Source organism: Bradyrhizobium cosmicum, from assembly GCF_032290525.1.
GTDB lineage: Bacteria > Pseudomonadota > Alphaproteobacteria > Rhizobiales > Xanthobacteraceae > Bradyrhizobium > Bradyrhizobium cosmicum_A.
The window spans coordinates 80,519-100,204 of record NZ_JASXTA010000024.1; the positions used below are offsets into that span (position 1 = coordinate 80,519).

15 protein-coding genes and 1 pseudogene are annotated in these 19,686 nt (G+C 58.6%); 6 read left to right on the top strand and 10 right to left on the bottom strand.

Annotation, left to right across the window (positions count from 1 at the left end):
* Positions 1-425: 425 nt before the first annotated feature.
* The 5 genes from QSV46_RS32455 to QSV46_RS32475 form a co-directional block, all read right to left on the bottom strand.
* Positions 426-698 carry a hypothetical protein gene (locus tag QSV46_RS32455; protein WP_314961069.1) on the bottom strand — a complete coding sequence of 91 codons (273 nt, stop codon included), beginning with the start codon at positions 696-698 and terminating at the stop codon, positions 426-428.
* A 252-nt stretch (positions 699-950) separates the two neighbouring features.
* Positions 951-1,202, bottom strand: coding sequence for a hypothetical protein (locus QSV46_RS41495; RefSeq protein ID WP_409997238.1), 252 nt, complete (start codon positions 1,200-1,202; stop codon positions 951-953).
* An 863-nt stretch (positions 1,203-2,065) separates the two neighbouring features.
* Positions 2,066-2,269, bottom strand: coding sequence for a 4Fe-4S dicluster domain-containing protein (locus QSV46_RS32465; protein ID WP_283018080.1), 204 nt, complete (start codon positions 2,267-2,269; stop codon positions 2,066-2,068).
* Between the two features lie 601 nt (positions 2,270-2,870).
* Positions 2,871-4,085, bottom strand: coding sequence for an EAL domain-containing response regulator (locus QSV46_RS32470; RefSeq protein ID WP_314961071.1), 1,215 nt, complete (start codon positions 4,083-4,085; stop codon positions 2,871-2,873).
* 1,123 nt (positions 4,086-5,208) lie between these two features.
* Entirely contained in the window at positions 5,209-5,382 is a 174-nt protein-coding gene (locus QSV46_RS32475; protein WP_314961072.1) for an MATE family efflux transporter, read from the bottom strand.
* A gap of 900 nt (positions 5,383-6,282) precedes the next feature.
* On the opposite strand from QSV46_RS32475, the gene QSV46_RS32480 reads away from it, so the two are divergent.
* The 3 genes from QSV46_RS32480 (at position 6,283) to QSV46_RS32490 (ending at position 8,113) form a co-directional block, all read left to right on the top strand.
* Positions 6,283-6,822 (top strand): hypothetical protein, encoded by a 540-nt coding sequence (locus QSV46_RS32480; RefSeq protein ID WP_314961073.1) that lies wholly within the window; start codon positions 6,283-6,285, stop codon positions 6,820-6,822.
* Between the two features lie 49 nt (positions 6,823-6,871).
* Positions 6,872-7,330 carry a hypothetical protein gene (locus QSV46_RS32485; protein WP_314961075.1) on the top strand — a complete coding sequence of 153 codons (459 nt, stop codon included), beginning with the start codon at positions 6,872-6,874 and terminating at the stop codon, positions 7,328-7,330.
* Between the two features lie 66 nt (positions 7,331-7,396).
* Positions 7,397-8,113, top strand: a complete 717-nt coding sequence (locus QSV46_RS32490) for a hypothetical protein (RefSeq protein ID WP_314961076.1) — start codon at positions 7,397-7,399, stop codon at positions 8,111-8,113.
* 594 nt (positions 8,114-8,707) lie between these two features.
* Here QSV46_RS32490 and QSV46_RS32495 read toward each other — a convergent pair.
* Positions 8,708-9,166 carry a hypothetical protein gene (locus tag QSV46_RS32495; protein WP_314961078.1) on the bottom strand — a complete coding sequence of 153 codons (459 nt, stop codon included), beginning with the start codon at positions 9,164-9,166 and terminating at the stop codon, positions 8,708-8,710.
* 658 nt (positions 9,167-9,824) lie between these two features.
* Between QSV46_RS32495 and QSV46_RS32500 the strand changes: the two genes are divergently transcribed.
* Positions 9,825-10,514 carry a methyltransferase gene (locus QSV46_RS32500; RefSeq protein ID WP_314961080.1) on the top strand — a complete coding sequence of 230 codons (690 nt, stop codon included), beginning with the start codon at positions 9,825-9,827 and terminating at the stop codon, positions 10,512-10,514.
* 38 nt (positions 10,515-10,552) lie between these two features.
* Here the strand turns inward: QSV46_RS32500 and QSV46_RS32505 are convergent.
* Positions 10,553-10,887: pseudogene (locus QSV46_RS32505) on the bottom strand (HU family DNA-binding protein).
* Between the two features lie 332 nt (positions 10,888-11,219).
* Positions 11,220-11,594 (bottom strand): autoinducer binding domain-containing protein, encoded by a 375-nt coding sequence (locus tag QSV46_RS32510; protein ID WP_314961081.1) that lies wholly within the window; start codon positions 11,592-11,594, stop codon positions 11,220-11,222.
* A gap of 998 nt (positions 11,595-12,592) precedes the next feature.
* Between QSV46_RS32510 and QSV46_RS32515 the strand changes: the two genes are divergently transcribed.
* Both QSV46_RS32515 and QSV46_RS41500 read left to right on the top strand, forming a co-directional pair.
* Positions 12,593-13,450, top strand: coding sequence for a host specificity protein (locus tag QSV46_RS32515; RefSeq protein ID WP_314961083.1), 858 nt, complete (start codon positions 12,593-12,595; stop codon positions 13,448-13,450).
* Positions 13,451-14,124: 674 nt separating this feature from the next.
* On the top strand, positions 14,125-14,376 hold the full coding sequence (locus QSV46_RS41500; protein ID WP_409997235.1) for a hypothetical protein: 252 nt from the start codon (positions 14,125-14,127) through the stop codon (positions 14,374-14,376).
* A gap of 545 nt (positions 14,377-14,921) precedes the next feature.
* On the opposite strand, the gene QSV46_RS32525 is transcribed toward QSV46_RS41500, so the two are convergent.
* The gene (locus QSV46_RS32525; RefSeq protein WP_314961085.1) at positions 14,922-18,068 is read right to left on the bottom strand and encodes a Ulp1 family isopeptidase; all 3,147 of its coding nucleotides are present in this window, start codon (positions 18,066-18,068) and stop codon (positions 14,922-14,924) included.
* Between the two features lie 338 nt (positions 18,069-18,406).
* Positions 18,407-18,802, bottom strand: coding sequence for a hypothetical protein (locus tag QSV46_RS32530; RefSeq protein ID WP_314961087.1), 396 nt, complete (start codon positions 18,800-18,802; stop codon positions 18,407-18,409).
* Positions 18,803-19,686 lie beyond the last annotated feature (884 nt).

A 19,686-nucleotide genomic window follows, 5' to 3' on the forward strand; every position in this document is an offset into this window, starting at 1 on the left:
GCAGTCGGTGACGAATATGTTTTCCGCGCGGCGCCCTTGCGGAACGTCGCGTTGCGAGCCCCTTACTTCCATTCGGGCCAAGTTTGGAGCGTGAAGCAAGCTGTTGCCCTGATGAGTGAAATCCAGCTCGGCGCCAAGCTTAGCGATAAGGAAGAGATCGTTGCGTTTCTGCATTCGCTGACCGGGCGCGTACCTGGATCGAGTGTCTACCCATGCCTACGAACACGAGGCCAAAGCCTGCCATAGACAGATAGGATTAACAGCACCGGCCTCATGCTTGGTGTAGCAGATGCCACGCACGTACCCGGGGTCACGCAATGACGTCAAAATGAATGATCCCGTGCCGTCACTCATAGCCACGCCTATAAAAAAGCGCCCGGCCTACTCGGGAGGCCGGGCGAAGGTCACGCAGGAGCGACGCTGCTTTACGCATCGCACCAGCTTTCGTCGGTAGGAGGACTACCGCCGATCGATTTACGGCAAGGGCATTCGCCGTTAAACAACGAGAAGCGGATATCGCCTCCGCACAAAATCTGGAGCCGCTTGTCTTCCGCTCCTGTGGGACACTTCAGGACTTGCCCACCACTCGCCCGCGTCCGGTTGGCAAGGCAATGCTTGATCGAACTGGGATCCTTCGCGCACGCGGCTTGGGCACCGCCCTGACACTCAAGCGGCCGCTGGCGGTCGCGCAGCAGCATTTGGCATCCCCAAAACACCAGCAACGCTCGATTATCTTCCCGAATATCGTGCCAAGGCGCCAATCTCCTATGACATTGCGTAAGGGAGGTAAAATCGATTGTTGTGATCGGACGCATCCACGCGATGGATAAATGAAAAGACGAGCTGTGGTTAGCATCGACCGTTAATGACTTCGATCGGCATCGCCGGCAGGCCATCGGCCGTCGGATCGAGAATCGAGCTTGTCGCCGGCTGTTATGCGACCGCCTCGGCTAGCGCCGGCCGGCATTCCCGTCTCTGGACCTTTGGGAAGCTCGCAAGGACATCGCAAGCCCCCAAAGCGGATACATCTCATTCACAAAAGCGTGGCAAAACGGTCGGCACCATCGTGGCGCAGCCCGCAACTCGCGTGCGGCCACTATATCGACGAACGCGAGACACACATCCTGCCACTTTCGAGTTTTCAGCCCGCAGTCGGGATTGATCCAGAGCTGCCGATCAGAAACTCGCCGCGGCGCCAACACATAAGCTGCTTGGAGGCTCCGCCTCTGAATGCGTTCGCCTTCGATAGCCCGTTCGGGCAACCGGATGAGCTCCGCGGCCGGAACGAGCCCGGCCCGCTTTCGATATCTGTGTGACCGCGACGGGCCTGGTTCTCCGTCAGCAGCTTCTCGAACCCGCCCGTCAGGAAGTTGCGATCATCCTCGGCCGGCGTCCGTTTGATCACACTGCCATGAGGCCCCTTAGGAATTGCCAATGCCGGATTACTCTAGAATCGCAGGGATGATCAGGTCGGACAGCTTGGTATTCGGCTGGCCCCGCGACGAGCCATGAGCTCGATCGCCTCCGTGCCGTTGGTCAAGATGATCTCCTCGTTGCGGCAGGTATTCACTTGCTGAGCGACTTTGGCGCGCGCCTTCGATGCGTCCGCCGCCGCTTGGCAAGTGGAGCCTGGACGCGGGCGATATGCAGGAACAGCTCCTGACCTCAGGATGCATTCTGAGTTACGAAACTGGAGTAGGCAACCAGAGCGCGGGCGGCGGGATCGGGCTATGACCCTACACTCCATGCACTCGTGCACTGTGACGACGGGCAAGCGTAGGTCGAGCTTCTCGTGCCTCTCAGGATCTCCGGAACGATCTCGTCGCGTCTTCGGCTCCGAAGTGACGCAGTTCTAGACATTCTGCAAGCGATCTTGAGATATTAACGCCCATCCACCTCGCCTCGCCTCGTCAGTCAGGGACGACAAGCCCCAACGCGGCCACTGGAGCATCGAAGCGGCCTTGTCCTTATTCGAGATAAATTTGAGGCGTCCTCCGACAGAGCCCCTTCGAGCTCGACTTCGACCAGTTCGTTCACGACATCGATGAAGCCTTACGCGGGCTGCTTATGCTGTCTTAGACGGGACACAGGTGTCAGGCACCGGACAGACTTCCGCGCATTGCGGCGTGTCGGAATGGCCCTCGCACTCCGTACACTTTTTGGCATCGATAACGTAAATGTCGCGCTTGAGGCTGATTGCCGCGTTGGGACACTCGAACTCACATGCACCACAAACGGTGCATTGCGAAGCGACGATCTTGTAAGCCATGCCTTGCGACTCCTTAGGCGAGCGATGCTATTGGCGATCCCTTCAAATGCCGTGCCAGACACAGACAGGCTCAATGGCAGGCAATTTGCGCAATTTTGCTGTCCGGGGGCTGAGACCATGTTGCATCTGCTACAGCAACAAGCCGCTTCAATTCAAGCTATGAGAGCCTTCGGCAGTACTCCGAGAGCAAGTCGCGACTCGACCGTCGCGCGCTTCCGTCGGTTCGTACGGCACGGCAGCGCGGGCCACGCGACGCTCGATGATTCCGAAACCGGCCGGCGCGACTAAAAGCCGCGAGCCGACGCACGTCTGGGCCGGATCTCGGCAAACCTCCGGTCACACGCCCTGACTGAAGGTTTGTGCAAGCCTCGCTCATGGCTGCAACTTTAACTCCGCGGATTGACTCGCTGGAGCTTTGCGAAATCGGATTTGTGCTACAATAAGCTTCGGTGGGAAATGAAGTCGCCCGGGAGGAGCGACACTGGCCTTGCAAACTGACCGATAATTACACTCAGCCTCATGCCTGGCGCCGAGTAAGCATGCGGTGTGGGGCGCGCGCTGCTACGCTTTGCTTGACTGTGCTCAGCCACTCCTCACGCATCTAGTTTGGAAGAAGTGGAGGAGTGCTGAAAGATGACTGCGCAAATTGCTTCAACGGCATGGCCTTTCCGAACAGATGGCCCTGCGCAAGGTCGAAGCCGAGTTCGGTCACTGCGATCAGGTCGGCATGGCTCTCCACACCTTCGGCGACGGTGCGCGCACTGTATTCTTTGGCTAGATCGACGATCTGGCGGCACACCGTTCGCTTCAGGGGCCCATTTCCGCAACCCGAGACGTACTGCCGGTCCACTTTCAATTTCATGAACGGGAATCTCTCCACCCCCATCAGCTGCGGCCAATTGGCGCCGACATTGTCGATTGCAAGGCCAATGTTGTAAAAGCGAACCTCACGCGCGACCTCGATCAGGAGATCTAGATTGCGGATGGCTTCCTCGCTCTCGATTTCAATCGTCAAGCCGCCGAAAGCGGGGTGCGACGGCATGCGCTGACACAGATCGCGTACCGCCTGCGGGTCCATCAGGAATGCTGCCGGTAGATTGATGGAGAGATCGATTGAAGTTCTCTGCTCCAGAAGATACCGCCAATCCTTGATTGCGCGGTCGATCACGAACTCCGACAACTCCCTAAAATGCGGATCGTGAGGCTCTGGGATGAAATAAGCTGGTGGAACAACGCCCCAGGTCGGGTGCCGCATTCGCACAAGCGCCTCGGCGCCGCGGCGGCTGAGGGTACACGCGTCAAACTTCGGCTCATACCAGAGCTCAAGCCATCCAGCGTGTAAGGCTTCTCCGACATGGACCGCGGGACGGGGCGCCGGCTCTCTGGGCAAGAGCATGGCGACCCGATCGCGCAGCGTCTCGGCTGCAAACGGCGTCCTCAGCGGCGGCAGCATAGCAAGTCCATATTCGTCCCCGACCTGCTGCACTGCCGTCATGATAATCGATTCGCGGGCGCCGAATGCCAGCACTCTGCCTGCAAATTTTTCGCGTACGAGTATCTCGAGCAATCGTCCAGGCTCGCTGCTATCCGAGCCAATGCCGAGCAGGATCAGATCAGGGAGCTCCGTGCAGAGTACGTGCGGCAGCTCGTCGGCAGTCCCGCATTCGCTGATAATAAACCCCATATCCTCCAGCACATCCCGTAGAAATGCGCGCAGATGCCGCTTGCCGACGGCCACGCACGCTCGCGGCCGCACCTTACGCCGTCCGAAGGTTACAGGTTTACCTCCGACCAATTCGGCCTGCCCATACTCCATCGCAACCACTCCCGTTCCGTGACGACCCTTTAAACGAGGAGCGAAGGTCCAAACAAGCTGCGCTTGTCGTTATCTTTCGTTTCTTCGAGGTAAGCTTAAGATAGTGCATGAGCGTGAACAATATTTCGCGATGTTGCTCTGACAAACGTGTCGGGCGCACGCGCATGATACCTCTTCGCGCAACTTTGTCGAGTGACGCACGTGACCGTCGGGAATCTCCCTAGGGGCTGATGCGCCCTATGGCGCGGCGATGATCATGGTGCACGGTCTACTGAATGAAGTCGCTCGTGAGTGACGATCGGCAACCACTCTTACGAATGTTTGATCGGCATGGTCGACTTGCGCACGCGCGAATGTGCCGTCTGGTTCATTCATTTTCGAATCGAAGAAGGTCCATCATGAGTTCGCAGCCGGTCAAGCCGCGGTCCATTCTGAGAACGGCAGCATCTTGCACTTGCCTCACCTCGGTGCGGAGGCCCTATTCGCTACCGAGCTTGATAGTTGCGCTCAGTTGAGTTCTCTGTATCCCTTTGACGACGGATTTTCTCAAAAAAGGGATTGACGTGACGGGTGTTCGTGTTGGCGCTGAAGCGCAAGGCCCGCCCACGGGCACGGCTTCGCGCAGAGGCGCGCCAGGAGATGAGGACGCAATCGCAGAAGCGGTTGAAAAGCTACTTTCTGAATCAGGTGGCCCCGGACGAGAGTTCAGCCTTGAACGCGCGAAACAGGCGGCTTGGCGCCTTATTCAGGATCCCGAAAGGACTGCATTTTTGTCATCGAGCACCCCTCAACAGTGATCGGTAGAGCATTCCGTGATTAGCAATGCGTCGTTGAAGGTCGCCCCTGCGCAGGACTTGACGCGGGCGATCGTTCCGCCGTTCGGCGCCAAGACGAAGACGTAGCCGATGCAGGCCTGCGCGGAAGCGCCGCCCCTTTTTGGTCCATCGTCATGAGAGGTGTACCCAAGCAAAAGCGTTCCCGCGTAGTCAGCGCCACGGGTATGTTGTTGGAGTTGCTGCGAGCGCTGCGAATATCCCTGGCAGATTTGGAAGCAGAGCGCCGGTAGCTATGATACCGATCGGGGCAGTGAGCGCGAGCGCGGTACTTCCGCCTCGACTCGCCTCTAAGTACTCACAGCGCCCAGATGACGAGATATGAACGACGGTAATCCAACCCCGATCCCCTGTGCGGCTGCCGCGAACAGGACCACGATCGGCAAGGTCATGCTGACAGCTGCGATCGCCTGCGAGCCAAGTTGCGCCAACAAAGGTCGCGCTGACGAGCTGCTGTAGCGCATCCAACAGCAGATGGAATAGCGAGCCGCAGGATAACGCCGAAAGATTCGGGTCTGATAACTCGACGTGCTGTTTTTTCTTGGGCATCACATTGCGCTCGTTGTCGATGGCGAATTCCGTACCCGGGTCATTCATGGATGAACGTGTCGCGAGCGTTTCCAAATTCGCTGAATCGCGTACTCAGTGCGACGCTCTCCGGATCCGATCTTGCACGGCCGCGGGTAAGTTCGTCTGCGCCGGTCGATCGCCGTGATTGCTCGGTTGACGTTCCACAAGCTGATTTTTTTTTGCCAGGTAGATTTTCCGTAGGAATACGCCTCCGTTATCGTAACCGTCTAGGTGCCTTAGCAGAATAGTGAGGACCCGATTGAGCTGTACCTGACGTGGCCATCTCGGTTATGCCGGTCATATTGTGCCGCTCTGCCCCTTGTTGGCTTCTCGCAGTTTGCGTCCGCTTCTGTTTCCTCCGTGATGATCGGCGGGGGAGGGCGGGACCCCAAGGCCTAAGTTGGTTCTGGCATCTACCGGATCTTGTAGTGGACGCTCCATCGTCTGCATGGCACACGCAATGAACGAGCCCAGAGGCTCGTTCTTGCTCGTGATTTCTCGGATTTGTACGCGCGGCGGCTACGATCGCTGGTCCGGACGCCAGCAGGATCGGCGTCGATTCTCTGGGGGCTGATCGGCGTCGACGGAACGAAAGACGCCGGCACAAGGGAGCCTCGCCGACGCGACCGCATCCGAATGGACGGGCGGCAAAGGCTATGGTCTTTGCGTGCTAAGGGAGGAGAACCATTGTTGCGGGCCGGCAACCATCTCGTGCAAGCGCTTGAGAAGTTCGGGTTCCTCACCTTGATCGAGACGAACGGCAGGCTGCCGGTGCAGGCCGGCGTCGACTGGATTTGCCTCAGCCGAAATCCAAGGCCGCGCTGGCGATGACTCGCGGACGCGAACTCAAACTTGAGACCGTAGCCAGAGCCCTGCCGGACCGGCTCGAGGAGGGGAGCTTCGGCGATTTCCCTCTTCAACGATGGACGGCCGGCAACGAGGTCGACCAGATGCGGCAGGCCGACGCGTACTGCCTGGCTCATTCGAAATGGAGACTCAGTTGCAAACTCACAAACATCCGGCATCAGATGAAGATACTCGCTATCTTCTGTGCGTTGACGCCAGCGCCTCCCCGATCACCGCGCGCATTTCGCGCCACCTGTCGTCTGGTCACTGACCGCTCCGGGCCTCTGCAATTGTCGATTCCGATTGTGGGCGCGCCGACTGGAGTGCTTCTGTACTTCTTCAGTCCGGCGCTCATAAGGCTGTGGCAGATGCGCGGTGGTCACGCCATCATGCGCCATCTCACGATCGAGCTAACCAATTCTGAGACGGTAGCGGCGATGTCCGACCGGAACATGCGCTTCTTCCGGGTGTCGGTCACAAGAACCTAGCGCAGATCAAGAAGTGGCTCGCGATTGCGATCGAAGAGGAGACGAGGGGATGATAATAGACCGCGAGCGCCTGCTCAAGTTTCTGAGGCTCACGGAATCCAACCACGACGGCGAGGCCATCGCCGCCATGCGCATGGCGAACAAGCTGATACGCTCTGCAGGCAAGGCGTGGGAGGACGTCGTGTCCGGCTTCGCGACTCCGGCGCCCAAGTCCTACGGCTCTCCCGCCTCGACCGACTACCGAACTCCGCCGAGCAAGCGGGGGACGAGGCAGTCCGGCAGGGCCGATCCGCGGAGGCCGAAGACCGAGCCCAAGAAGATATACGACGACAACATCGGAACCTATCTCAAGGAACTGATCAAGCGCAAACACGACCTGAGCACTGTCATGTTTCTCGTGTCGCTGTCCGAGTACTACGAAGCGAAGGGCTACCTGAACGAGCCGCAGTACGAGACTCTGATGCGAATTCACGACACGAAGCGCGGCAAGTCAACCAGGAGGTTCTAGTGAGTCCGAGGAAGTCTCGGACCAAGCCGGACCGAAGTTCCTCTTGTACTGGAGGATGCGCGGGCCATGTACTCCATGATCACGGCCAAGGGCAACATCAGGCACGGATGCGCGAAGCTCCCGACGTTCGGCAACGACCCGCGCACCATGCTGACGATGCGCGACATGCTGACTGAGGCCGGGATTTCAGCAGCGAGTAGCGAACGCGCTCGGGATGCACGGTCCTCGCCGCGGCTGGTCACGATCACCTCGATCCGCAAGGGTCTCGCCTCCGGTCTCGGCCCGAGTGCACTTCACATCGACTATGCCACTCATGTTCTTGCCCTCCATCAGCACGCCGTGGCTAGTGGCGGCCGTTCGGATCGAGCGATGGCTCGCCGTCCGACATCGATCTCGACGCGATCATTGCCAAACGTCCACATCGTCGAGACGCCCGGCCGCCACGTCGGCAGGCATCGTCGGCGACGGCTCGTGGATGCGGTTGGCCGTCGGCCGCCGGATCAAGTCTATCATCCACCGGCCCCGGGACAGCACCGTGCAACGCGGGATACTGCCTCGGGTGGTTCAACCGCGACTGGGACGACAGCCGTCCTGACCACTGACGGACGCATTCTCGGCGTGGAGCGCGGCGGCGAAGATGGCGGAACCGACGCTGCCTCCGGAGACAGCGCTTATCGCAAACAGATGCTGTTGAAATGCCGGACAGAGATCCTGCATTCTCGCAAGAAACCGCGCCGCATTTATTCGCAGCATAGATACCTCCTCCTTGAGCCGCGACAATGAAGACGGGATATTCGCCGAGCCTCCTGGCCTCCTCGAGCCGCGGCTTCTGTAAGAGCCACTCGCGGAACGCCGCGACCGCAGACATGCGCGCGTCTTGTGGCAGGCTGTTTGCTTCAGCGACGCGCTCGATCGCCGCCCGCCTCAGGTCCAGATCATATTGCCAACCACTTTTGGTGAGTTCGAGCTGCCAAACCGTCAAATATTGCGTTTTTTCGCAGGCCCGACGGAGGTGACGATCCTCATTGGGATGGGCCAGCAAATAACCGATGAATGCTGTTCGACGCCGGCGGGCGGCTCTAAGAACCACATTCGTCGCCTCAGACATCGGCATCAGGGTATTCGCTCTGGCTTCCCAGAAGGCTACCTCCTGCTTGGAAGCGGGCAACTCCACGTCGGGATCTCGACGAGGTATCCGCTCGGTCGAAGGTCCTCGGGGCTGCAGTAGTCAGGATCCGGAAGCTGGCTAATCCCGGCGAAGCGTAGACCTGGCCGGCGAGCCGCGAACAAAATTGCTGACGGCTTCCTGTACGCCGCATCGTGCGCGCGACGACGGCCATCGCCTCATTCTTGCAGTATTCCGTGCCGGTGACAGCTCTAGCGCAATCGGTGACCTGCCGGAAGACTTCTGCCCTCAACGGCGTTCGATGTCGCAAGACGACAACGACGGCGTCGTCTTCCAAGAAGAGCGGTTGCAGATACGTGGAATGGAGCATCGCTGCTTATGCACCGAGCGGCGACGGCCTTCTTTGCTGCGTCGAATTGTGCTCCAAGCAGGAACGATAGAACGTCGACCTTGTTCGGCAGAACGCCCAGCGCGTAGAAATTGTCGGCGAGATCGTGGGTCGATACCGCGGCCGCTTCGTCGATCGGACGCAGCGGCCGCCCTATCGGCTGGGTTGATCGTGTTGAATCGGTCCATGGCCAGTCTGCTGGCATAACTCCTTCATTCTCTTCGTTACTCAATGTTAGCTTTCCAAAACCTGACGTGACCGAGCGGAAGCGGAGAATGAATGATGGCCGGCCGGTGCCTTCTCCAAGCCGCTCCACCTTCAAGTCGTGCCGCCAAAGAAGGTGCCGGATAACAAGAGAGTGTCTTCAACTGAAGAGTTGGACTGCAATGCCTGATGTGCTGTTGCGCTGATGATCGCGATCGTAGACCTTCAGATCTCGGTCGCGGTGATCACTTGGCTATGGTCGCGACGATCGGTATAGTCGGCGACTTTTCGATTGGTCGGAGGTCGGTACGGGGGCGACGTATCGCTCGCTACTTCAATCAATTAGATGGCCATTTCGGCGGCATCAGAACCGCGAATGAGCGCACGCTTGCGTATTCCTGGCCAGCTTTCATAGCAACGTGAATTTCAGTGCAGCTCGCAATTTCTGCTTTCTGCTCGACTGCCGCGAGGATAGTCGCGACCGTGTACCAAATCCGCTTATTCGTGTTCGGTTTCTGACAGAGGTGCCGACACGCTGGGCGGCAGAACAGCTCTGGGCTTGCCGGCAGCCGCTCTTTGAGGAAACTCAGCAGCCGAGCGCGTTTGAATGCTGATGGCACGGACATTGCTATTGAGAGGCAACGATAGCTTATGAAGGACGATGGCATTCAGACACGCAAAGACATACCATGCTCCCATTCCCATAGACTTCACGCCCTGTATAGAGCACCGAGCGTGCGGCAGCTGCCGAGCCCGCTACAAAATTGGAGAGTTGAATGACCACCCCCCTAGCCATATCGGCGCGGCGCCAAACGACCGATGTGGACGCAATGATCGCTGATCTGCGGTCATGCGAACATCCGCACGATGTGGAAGTGTGCGGTATGCTCTTGCACATTCTCCCTGGCGTGCTGTCACCACGCCTAAGTCACGCTCCCGATGTCTTGATATCGAAGTGGCACATCGAAGCTGGAGCAACAGTGCTAGATCTGGGATGCGGATCAGGTGTGTTGGGGCTGGCAGCACTCCGGGCTGGAGCAGAACGCCTAGTGGCTCTCGATATTAATCCGCAAGCCGTTCTCACCACAAAGCTAAACATCGATCAGTTAGGTTATTCCGAGCGCGCAGAAGCGCGCCACAGTGACATCTATTCTGCGCTGCAGCCTAACGAAAGATTCGACCTTATTCTTTTTGCTGCCCCGTATTGGAATCGAAAAGCAAAGGACGACCTGGAGCGCTCTTGCTTTGACGAAGATCATAGAGTCATGGCCTCGGCTCTAGGGGGAGCACGTGTCTGGCTCAATGCGAATGGCCGAATGTACGTCGTCTTTTCTGATCAGGGAGATATTGGGCGCGTTGTGAACTTGATTGATGACAGTAAGCTGCGCGTTAGAAATATGCATATTTCCCGACCATCGATTCATGGAGGGCACATCCGGATCATCTGGGAGCTGACGGTTCGGTGAAGCCTACCAACAAGAGCCCTGGCCTCGCGCCCCTCCCTTTAGCCGTTCAGCGCATCCTTGAGGGCGTTGGCCGGGGCGAATGTCAGCTTCTTCGCCGCCGCGATCTTGATCGTCGCGCCAGTCGACGGGTTGCGGCCTTCGCGCTCCGGGGTGTGTTTCACCTTGAACTTGCCGAAGCCCGGCACATTGGTTTCAGCATCGCTCCCCGCTGCATCGGCGTTGAAGATACCGCCCACGATGGCCTTGCTTGCGCCTTTGGCAGATTGTACGCCTTGGCGATCTCGTCGGCGATTTCAGCTGCGGTGGTCTTGGTGTGACTTCCTCGGGGATGTCGGTTGCAATCGGCTGCGCGCCGCCTTGGCGCCCTCAGCATAGAGGAGCGCGCATCGCAGCCACGTCAAGACGCGGCTTGGTCGCTTGCGCGAATGATCAAATATTCGACTTAGGTCGGCAGCCTTCGCGAATGGGCGCTGCCGCAGGACGGCAGGAGGTACTCCGTTAACTCCTTGTAGGAGCCGAGGATCGTCCAGTTGATCAAACTGATGCCGCCGATGCCCGTCTCTCGCCAGCGCAGGCGTTCGTCCGCGATTTGCTCCAGCGTTCCGACGAAGCGGGGCGCTCGGCGACGAGCCGGCCGACCGTGGGCTCGCGCTTGCGGAGCCATTCGCTAGCCCAAGCAGAAAGTGGCGCAGCGGGCTGCATTTTTCATTGGCCAACAAGATGTCCTGAAGTGGCCGACTTTTCGGACTCAGGGTACGGAATCGCTCGACTCGGATCTAGTGATACTGGTAGGCGAAGTTGAGCCCACGGAAACGGTGCCAATAGCATTGTCGTCCGCCGAACCACGGCATCGATGGCATTGTACCTGAATTCAGAATAGCGCTGGCACCAATCGGAAGGAGAGTTCACGGTCACCGAGGCTGGCAGATACTCTGGCAGCCGAGGCGGCTCCGCGTACGTCAGTGCCCCGTCAGCGACTTGACTGAAGCCCTTTTCGCTTGAACAGATCACAGGCGGATCGAACAACGCCTTCAGAGATCGCGTTTGCTTTGCACATTCGATGAAGCTGAAGAAGTCCATTTTCGCGCCTCACGCCGCCGACTTAGGCAGGCCGGTGCTGCGTGGTTTGACTGAACCTATCTCGGAGGGAGTCCAGTGCCACTTTAGGCCTCGTCTCGCCTGCAAGGTCCTTGGCCGAACGCGACAATCACAGTGGCTTGTCACGCGCTGCATGTTGATTTGCGTCGGATCGGATCCTTGCTTGATAGAGCGAAAATTGTACATGCACTTCTCGCGGAGCGGACGGACTAAAGCGTCCAGGAAATGTCGTACCAGCTCCGCATAGGGCAAGCGCTTAAGAGATCGGACAGCTAACGCCAGCGCGAGGATCATTGTCGAAATTGCGACTTCGTCGCGAGTGCGACGAAGTTGTTGCATTGCGAGGGATGATATTCTGCATCAGCAATTGCGGGACCTAACATATTGCACTTTGGCCAGCCTCCCGCCCCGGGCGACATTGCCGCTCGATCAAGGTTGCAGCGCTCGGTCCGAGAGCAAATGTCTTCCAAGTTTGCACTGGATGATTATCCCCTAGCACGGAGAGAAACCGCCGCACGCGCTCGTGCGAAGGCGCGATCGGCTGCAGCTGGCAGCCCGTGATTGTGCTCCAACTTCCGAACCTCGAACTGAACTTGCGCGCCGCCGACTTTTCAGGCCGGCCGGATTAACTGACGTCAGCGACGTCTCGCCCCGGTTCCGAAGATGAACGTCGCGCCCGTACCGCTTGGCAATCGGCATCCGGATTTCGTCTGCGTGCTCTTCTCGAGCCATAGCAGCAGCGCAAGGGCTCGGTGCGCTCGCGTGACGTTGGTATCACGGGCATATCGTCCAGATCGACGGCTGCGCTGGCCAAATAACCGCTCCATGTGCCCAGCCTGGATCAGATCGAGATCGGGGCTGCGCTCTTGCACATTTCTCTACGTCAGCTTGTTGTCAACTGACCCGCTTAAGCTGCTACCGGATCTCGAGGAGACCCAAATTAGTTATGGCGCAGCTATGTCGATATGAGAGCGGATCGCATGTATAGCAGAATCACCGGATCATCCAACGAATCTACAACTGCCAGCGAAGCCTATGAATCGGGACAGCTAGCAGATGACCCGACGTTCGCGGGAGCTGTCGCAGAGGCGGCGCCTGCTTCGTCGTCGACGACACGGCCCTATTCTCTTACCTCTAACCCTCCTATCGTTGAGATGGACAGGGGTACGTACGAGCAAGAACTGAGAAATTTCTACGGCGATGATGTCAAGCACATAGCCGAAAATCCCCAAGAGTACTCGGATTTCGTGTCCTCAAAAGCCGAGCGCAGCGCAATGCTCGCTAGAGTCGGCGCGAGCGCAGAAGACAGGCCGGGTTCGCCGTACTTCAGCTACCGGTTGGGCGACAAGAGTGTCGGGCTCCTAAGAATGGATCCAGGATTCCGCATCAAAGGGAGAGACTGGCAGGAAGAACACTTTCCCGAGCGAAAAAACATCTCATCGGTTGTGGCTCTGCGAGTAACACATCCCCTCGTTGAGAATGCCGGCGATGTTCTGCTCGAACATCAACTTCGGCTCGACGGCAAGAAGCCGTTGATCATGTCGCGTCCTGCTAACGATGAGCTGAAGCCCCGTCTGGAGCAGATGGGCTTTGTTGACGTGGGTGGAAACGAGTTTGTGCTTGATCCCAAATGTCATCGCGATAAGTGGACCCTGAATGGCAACGGTGAATGGCAGCGGGCCGACAGGCCTCAACTGTATCTCCAAGCTGAGAGCGAGGATCCCCTTGAAGGAAGTAGCGACGAAAGCGAACAGTTTGTCGAGACAGATTCGTCCGGCGATGACCCTTCTTGGTACTTAGAGCGGGCGCTCACTTTTCGCGGAGGACGCGACGACTGAGAAGCTCAATCGGAAGGCCACGAAAGCAAAATCGTGTCTCGCCTTGCCGGGCGCGAAGGGCATAGAGAAGCGGGAGCGCACTGAAAGCGCGCTCCCCGCCGAAGCGCCTTTTCGTATATGCCGGAAGGAAGCGCTTTGATGATCTGCTCCGATGTTCGGAGATAAGTATCTGCATAGCGGCCGGATGAATGGCGCGTGCTGGTGGCGTCCCGTTTGATCCTGTCCGCGACGGCCTCCAACAAATTAGAGCTTGATAGCGCTTCTGGGGTAACAACCGGGCCGGCGGCGGCCGAGCTTAGTTTAGAATCCTGCCCGTCCTTTCGTAGTCTGCGGGAGACAATCAGAAGTAGAGCTGGCGTGCATCCGTCGGTAATGCTGGGAGAACCGGTCGTCGTGGCGGTCGCGCTCGCGACGTCTGCCGCTTCCGCTGCAACGCCGTCCTATGTGGGCGCCAGGTCTTCACTGAGCGCTTTGCTGAATGGGTACTGGCTCCATCGGCGCGAAGGACCGCGAGGCTGGACGCGATCGTCCATCACTTTGGTCTGGCGCTCGGCCGACGACCGGCGGCAGGCCCCCCAAAACGGCGGATGCTGCCGGTGAGTGAGGATACGCTCCCGCGCGTGTTCCGACACCGTAGCCGTCGGCCAGCTGACCTCTCAGGGTTATCGGCATTGATGATTGGGCTTGGCGTCGCAATCACCGACACCCAGCATCATCCGCAATCTGGAAAAGTGCAGGGTAGTCAGCCCGCGACCACCCCAGCCTGGCTCGCTGCTCATCCCACCATCGCGATCGTCGCCCGTGATCGTGGCGGAGGATATGGCGAAGCCGCGGCGAAGGCCGTGCCGCACGCGGTACAGGTCGCAGATCGTTGGCATCTGATGGAGAATGCCAGTCTGGCCTTCCTCGATGCCGTCCGCAAATAGATGCGCTAGATCCGCAGCGCAATCGGGGCGACGACAACCGATCCCAAGCTGCTAACAGCCGTCGGGCCCTCTTCCAAGTATGAGGGCAATTTGCGCCGCGAGCCGACCAACGCCATCCTGGCCCTGAATGACACCGACCAGCTCCGACGGAGCAATCGCTGCGGCGTGTCACTGGAGAGAAAGAATGGTAGCTTGACAACAACCCGCAATTAAAGGGCCGATTGACAGTGCACTGACCGAATTGCCGGCCCCAGGCGCGAGATCTCCACGCGCCTGGCGCGCAGCCGCGTCTTCAGGCCTAACTGCGGCCATTTGGGGAACGATGATACCGGACAGCTTGATGACGGCTGTGAGAACATCGGAAGACGTTGGCTCCGAAATCGCCCGTCGGGCTCCTTCGCGGTCTACGAAAACAGCCTTAGTCCGGCATCCGCTCCACATTGTGAGCCACCATGATGCTCTGCGAGGCGCTGATTCGCATTCTGGTCGGGTCGGCGAGAAGCCGCTCCAACCAGCTGGGCGCGCACGATCAGTCGAAGCCGGCATCAGCCCCTCAGTCGGTTTTGCAGTGCCCGCCGATCGACGACGAGATTGTCAAGGTTCAGGTCTACCTGCCGTCTTACCGCCAATCGCCCAACCAGCGCCCGGGTGCCATCCACTAGGAAGACGCCGCAATCATAACCGTTATTCTGCTGGCGCATGCTGGCGGCTTGCAGGTTGGCGCCCAGCCGTTCTGCGAGCCGTTGTGCAGGCCGATCATTGAATCCCCGGGCGGAGTCGTAGTGATAGGCAACCGGCCTCTCCCGATCGCGGCGATCAACCAGCAGCAGCGACCAATGTTCGCCGCGGCGAGCGCGGTCCGTAGGGCTGGCATCGCTAACTGGCAAGAACAGGAAATCGACTATATCGTTACCATTCCGATCATCGACAAGGCGATGGAGCGCGCGTAGCGCGTCGGTATCGGCGCCATGGCTCAGCTGAAAGGCTATCAGGGGATCCACGAACCGCGTCCGGGTGGCGAGATTCGGATCACTCCGCCCCAGCTCCTGCGCTAGGAGCTCGTAATCCCGCTGGATATGCTCGTCACCCAGCCATTGCTCGGCGTCGAGCACCCGTCCGCTGCGGTCGCGGGAAGAAGAGGCCCCCGTAGCCAACGCGCCGATCTGAGCATCCGGAGCCGAGGATGGACGAGGATGATGGATAAATTGAGAATCGAGGCGCCCTCGCGGTCCCAACATGATCGAGTAGGTCTCACCGTTGATAGAGACCGGCTGTGGAACGATGCGCAAATTCGGCAACAGCATTCTGTTGTCCAGCACATCAACGAGGAAATCCGGGACGGGCTGGGTACCATGCTGCCAATCCCTACCGACGAGATGTCCGATATCCTCTAGTTCCTGAGGTGCGCCTGATGGCCCGATGAAGAACGGCGATCTGACGCCGGAGCTAGGCGCCAGCGCAGACTGAGCATCGTCACGCATCTCCTGCGGCGTAGACGGCAGATCAACCAGGGAATCAAGACCGCGGTAGATCTCTGACGTCCGATTCTGCGGTGTGGACGGCAGATCAACCAGAGAATCAAGACCGCGGTAGATCTCCGACGACCGAGCTGGCGCGGCATCCGGAATTGGCCGGATGCTCGCCCCATAGTCGGACGACAGCGGCAGCCACTCACTTGGACCGAAGTCAGGCGGCGTCGGCAAATCACCGAGGCTGAATTCGGACGGGGACGGCCCTCGCGGCGACCAAGCTGGCGCGAGCGGCAGCCACTCGCTCGGGTCGAAGTCGGACGGCACTCGCGGCCACGATAAGCTCGACCCCGCAAGCGGCGATTCCTGCCTCGGCCGCTCAGGGAAGGCCACTCCCAGCGCTCTGTTTGCTTCGACGAGCCGTAGGTACGGCCCAAGCTGGCTGAGTAGCCTGTCCAAACTCAGGCGGATGTTCCGTTTGGCTTGAGTGAATTCCCGGTAATCTACGTTCAACGACCGTTGCTGCTGATCATTGCCGTTGATTCGACTCACTATGCTCTCTTTACCCGTGGTTTTGAGCCAATCACTGAAGCTACGTTGCGCCGAAGCAGTATTCCGCACATATATCTTTTTCGATTGGGAAGCCGGGTCGGATCCGAGCTTGCTTAGCTGGTCCTTGGCCAAGCCATCGATGATGCTGGCGTCGACGGCATAAGGATGAAGCCGGCGAGGATCAAGAGGATGAAGCCCGTGCTGGAGCTCGCCGCGTAGGTACTTCCGAAGGTCGTTGATCCCCAAGTTGATTTTCGGATAGCCAATGTCTCGCTTGAACTCCGAGATATCTTTCTCCAATTGTTTCTCCTGCTCCTCACTGCCGTTGAGTCGGCTCGCTATAGTCTCCTTGCCCTCTCTTTTCAGCCACTCACTAAGCCTGCGCTGACCGCTGGCGACGTTGAGGATAAGCGCCCTCTCTGTGGCAGTCGATTCAGGTCCAAGCCTGCCCACGGCTACGTCAGTGGCGCCGTCGATGATGCTGGCGTCGCTCTCATAAGCACCCAAAATACGGCGCCCCATGACGCGTGGCCCCGGTCCGAGTGTTTCGAACCCTCCCCCGTCAGGCTGAAGCCTTCGGAGATGATTCAGGGCAACGAAGAGGCGGCCCCTGTGGTCATTCTCCTCGCCGTAGGCCATGATGTCCTCGGCTAATTCGTCGGTTCGAAACCGAGAAGTCAGGGATGGCTTCTGTTTGGTTGTGAGCCACTCAGCAAAGTGCGTAAGAACATCCGTATGCCTTCCGAAGGTTCTGTCGGGAACATTATGTGCCCGGGCTGCTGCCGCGTACTGGCGAATGAGTAGCGCGTCTCCGGTAAGGGGCGGCGGAGAAGGAGGAGAACCGCCGGCGCGGGACTTCCGAAGCGCTTCCAATGCGCGATGCACTCGCTTTGTGCCCCCCGCATTCACAAATTCATTCGCATGGGCCTTCAACTGAATAGGGTTTTCAAGCAGGCTAGCCAGTGTCAAGTTGTTGGACTTTAAAAACTCGCAGAACCGGCCCAGATATTGCATCATCTTCTCAATGCTATTGGGAGCATAACTGCCTGCAGCCCATCGCGCGAACTCGGAAAGGAGGGGCGCGTCCTCTTCGGATGCGCGGCTGCGCTTGTAGCAATCGATACGAAGCTCTGAATAGACCACAACTGACGCTGGGCCGCCGAACGACTTTTCACCGCGACTTCCTCCGAAGACTTTGCCGAGCCCTGATTGAACGCGAGAAAACAGTCCTCCGCTCTTCTTATCCCTTGTCCGCGCGACGGGCTCCGGTTCCGATGGTGCTGTATAGCGCGTGCTGCTGAATAGCCTGTCACGCACGTCAGACTGCGATGCCCCAGCAGCTGAGCCAACAAGGTGAGCGCGAGGCAGATCTACGCTGTAGCGCGTGCTGTTGAACGAGTTACCCTGAAGATTGGACTGCGGCGGCATCCGCATCGAACCGCCAACGTCAGTGCGCTGGATACTGTCATGCGCCTTTGCGGGTCGGGTGTCGGGCGAACTTAGCTCAGCCGAGCTCTCATCAGGGGAGCCGAGTTGCAGCTCGCCCAACTGCTGCTCAAAGCCAACTTGACCCGCAGGCTCATTATCCGACTCTTGCCGCGCACGCTGCAGCTCTTGCTGGTCAGCGTACCAATGCGTCCAATAGTTCGGATCGTTATAGCTCGTTTCCATACCACTCTCCCTAGATGAGATGACTCTTCATAGCTGCCCAGAGCCAAACTCGGGTGCACTGACCACAAAGACTCCAGCTCCAGAAAGCCGATTGCCGAGACCGGCAACCAAAACAAGAGGACCGTCGTCGCGCGCCGCTCCGAGTTCGCGCATTACTCACACCAGCGCCAGCCTTAGCTGCCGCAGACGAACCCGCTGGCCTCCTCGGCAGCAGATGGCCGCGCGCGCCAACGACGATCCCTTCATAAAAAGGCCTGGATTCACGTCGCGGCTTGCACTCAGCCTCAACTGATATTGGTTGCACTCAGAGGCTGGCCAGTACAGCCGCCAAGAATGCGCTAAGCCCTGCGCTCCATATCGCCCGAAAGCATGACGTCGTCAGGAAACGGAGATCCTAGATCGGAAATATGTTTCCCCATTTCAAAGTTCTTCTCGTCCTGCCCTTCTCCAGCGAATCGGAATCCGTTCTTATAGAAAAAGACGGAGGCCCCGTCGTCTATAGAAATGAGGGATAGACTGGAAAGGCCCACTGACTCTCTAATCCAATCGGCGATGTCGACCAGAGCCGTCCGTATCCCTTTGTACCTGGATCGGCCGCAACTCTTTATGTCGATAATTCGCAAAGTGTCGCGCCTCGGCAACACAATCATCATTCCGATCTCATCGCGTTGACCAGCATCAGAAAACAAAGAGACACGTTGACCACCGCCGCTATTGCTGATTGCGCTGTACAAGTTGATTATCCCTCCCCGCCTCCTGTCAACAGCGACAGAGGCTGGTGGGTAGGCTGCTAAAGCTCCCGAAAAGCGGTCGTATCCGCGCCAGCAGCGCCGGCCAGCGCATCGCGCTGCTGGGCCAGACTCTGCTCGTCGGAGGGAACGTGCTCATAACTGATTCTCGTGGTAACAGGTTTTTATTCGGACAACCTTTCGAAAACCTGACGGGACCGACTGGTGTTTCCGGAGGGCACAGGGCGTCATGCGACGTCCGTCCCTTTGTCGAAGCAAACCAGTATTCAGCCTCTAAATGATTGCGGATGCCCTTACCGACAATCACCATCCGTTCAATCTGCTCTGGTAGTGCTGCAAGCACGTAAACGCATTTGTGATCGTGTGGGGGTTACGATTTCACGAGCGCACCTGGCCGGACGCTTGGGTCTTCGTTCAGATAAAAGCGGCCTTCTGGAGCCTTAACCATTGCGGTCCCGATTTCACATTCGGCACCCGTGGTCGAGTTGGCGCGTCCAAGATCAATTCTCTAGCGAGAACGAAACAAGGCGCCGCCGAAGCGGGCCCTAGGCTCGGGAGGAATTCAGCGCGCAAGTCATTTCATGCAGTGGCCCGCGATCTTGGACAGCAGTGCATCCTAGTTTGACGGCTTGCGCGATCTCGCGGTTCATGATGGGAGAGCCACTTAGAGAAAGCACGCTGATGAAGACGAGCGCCAGCCGCCAGCGGTTGCGATGGAAACGCCTCAATGGTCTCGAATGCGAGCGTCCGCACTTGCGGAACTTCATGACATATTGTGATGACTGCGACTTCTGCAATATTTTATGAATTAGCGCGCGACCCACTCTGAGTAGATATGGCAGCGCTTTGTCGGGAACTGGCGCATCTCG

What these genes read in the sequence shown, in the direction of transcription:
- QSV46_RS32455 (WP_314961069.1), bottom strand. Translation starts at nt 698, where the DNA reads ATGCTGCTGCGCGACCGCCAGCGGCCGCTTGAGTGTCAGGGCGGTGCC.
- QSV46_RS32465 (WP_283018080.1), bottom strand. Translation starts at nt 2,269, where the DNA reads ATGGCTTACAAGATCGTCGCTTCGCAATGCACCGTTTGTGGTGCATGT.
- QSV46_RS32470 (WP_314961071.1), bottom strand. Translation starts at nt 4,085, where the DNA reads ATGGAGTATGGGCAGGCCGAATTGGTCGGAGGTAAACCTGTAACCTTC.
- QSV46_RS32475 (WP_314961072.1), bottom strand. Translation starts at nt 5,382, where the DNA reads ATGCGCTACAGCAGCTCGTCAGCGCGACCTTTGTTGGCGCAACTTGGC.
- QSV46_RS32485 (WP_314961075.1), top strand. Translation starts at nt 6,872, where the DNA reads ATGATAATAGACCGCGAGCGCCTGCTCAAGTTTCTGAGGCTCACGGAA.
- QSV46_RS32490 (WP_314961076.1), top strand. Translation starts at nt 7,397, where the DNA reads ATGTACTCCATGATCACGGCCAAGGGCAACATCAGGCACGGATGCGCG.
- QSV46_RS32500 (WP_314961080.1), top strand. Translation starts at nt 9,825, where the DNA reads ATGACCACCCCCCTAGCCATATCGGCGCGGCGCCAAACGACCGATGTG.
- QSV46_RS32510 (WP_314961081.1), bottom strand. Translation starts at nt 11,594, where the DNA reads ATGGACTTCTTCAGCTTCATCGAATGTGCAAAGCAAACGCGATCTCTG.
- QSV46_RS32515 (WP_314961083.1), top strand. Translation starts at nt 12,593, where the DNA reads ATGTATAGCAGAATCACCGGATCATCCAACGAATCTACAACTGCCAGC.
- QSV46_RS41500 (WP_409997235.1), top strand. Translation starts at nt 14,125, where the DNA reads ATGATTGGGCTTGGCGTCGCAATCACCGACACCCAGCATCATCCGCAA.
- QSV46_RS32525 (WP_314961085.1), bottom strand. Translation starts at nt 18,068, where the DNA reads ATGGAAACGAGCTATAACGATCCGAACTATTGGACGCATTGGTACGCT.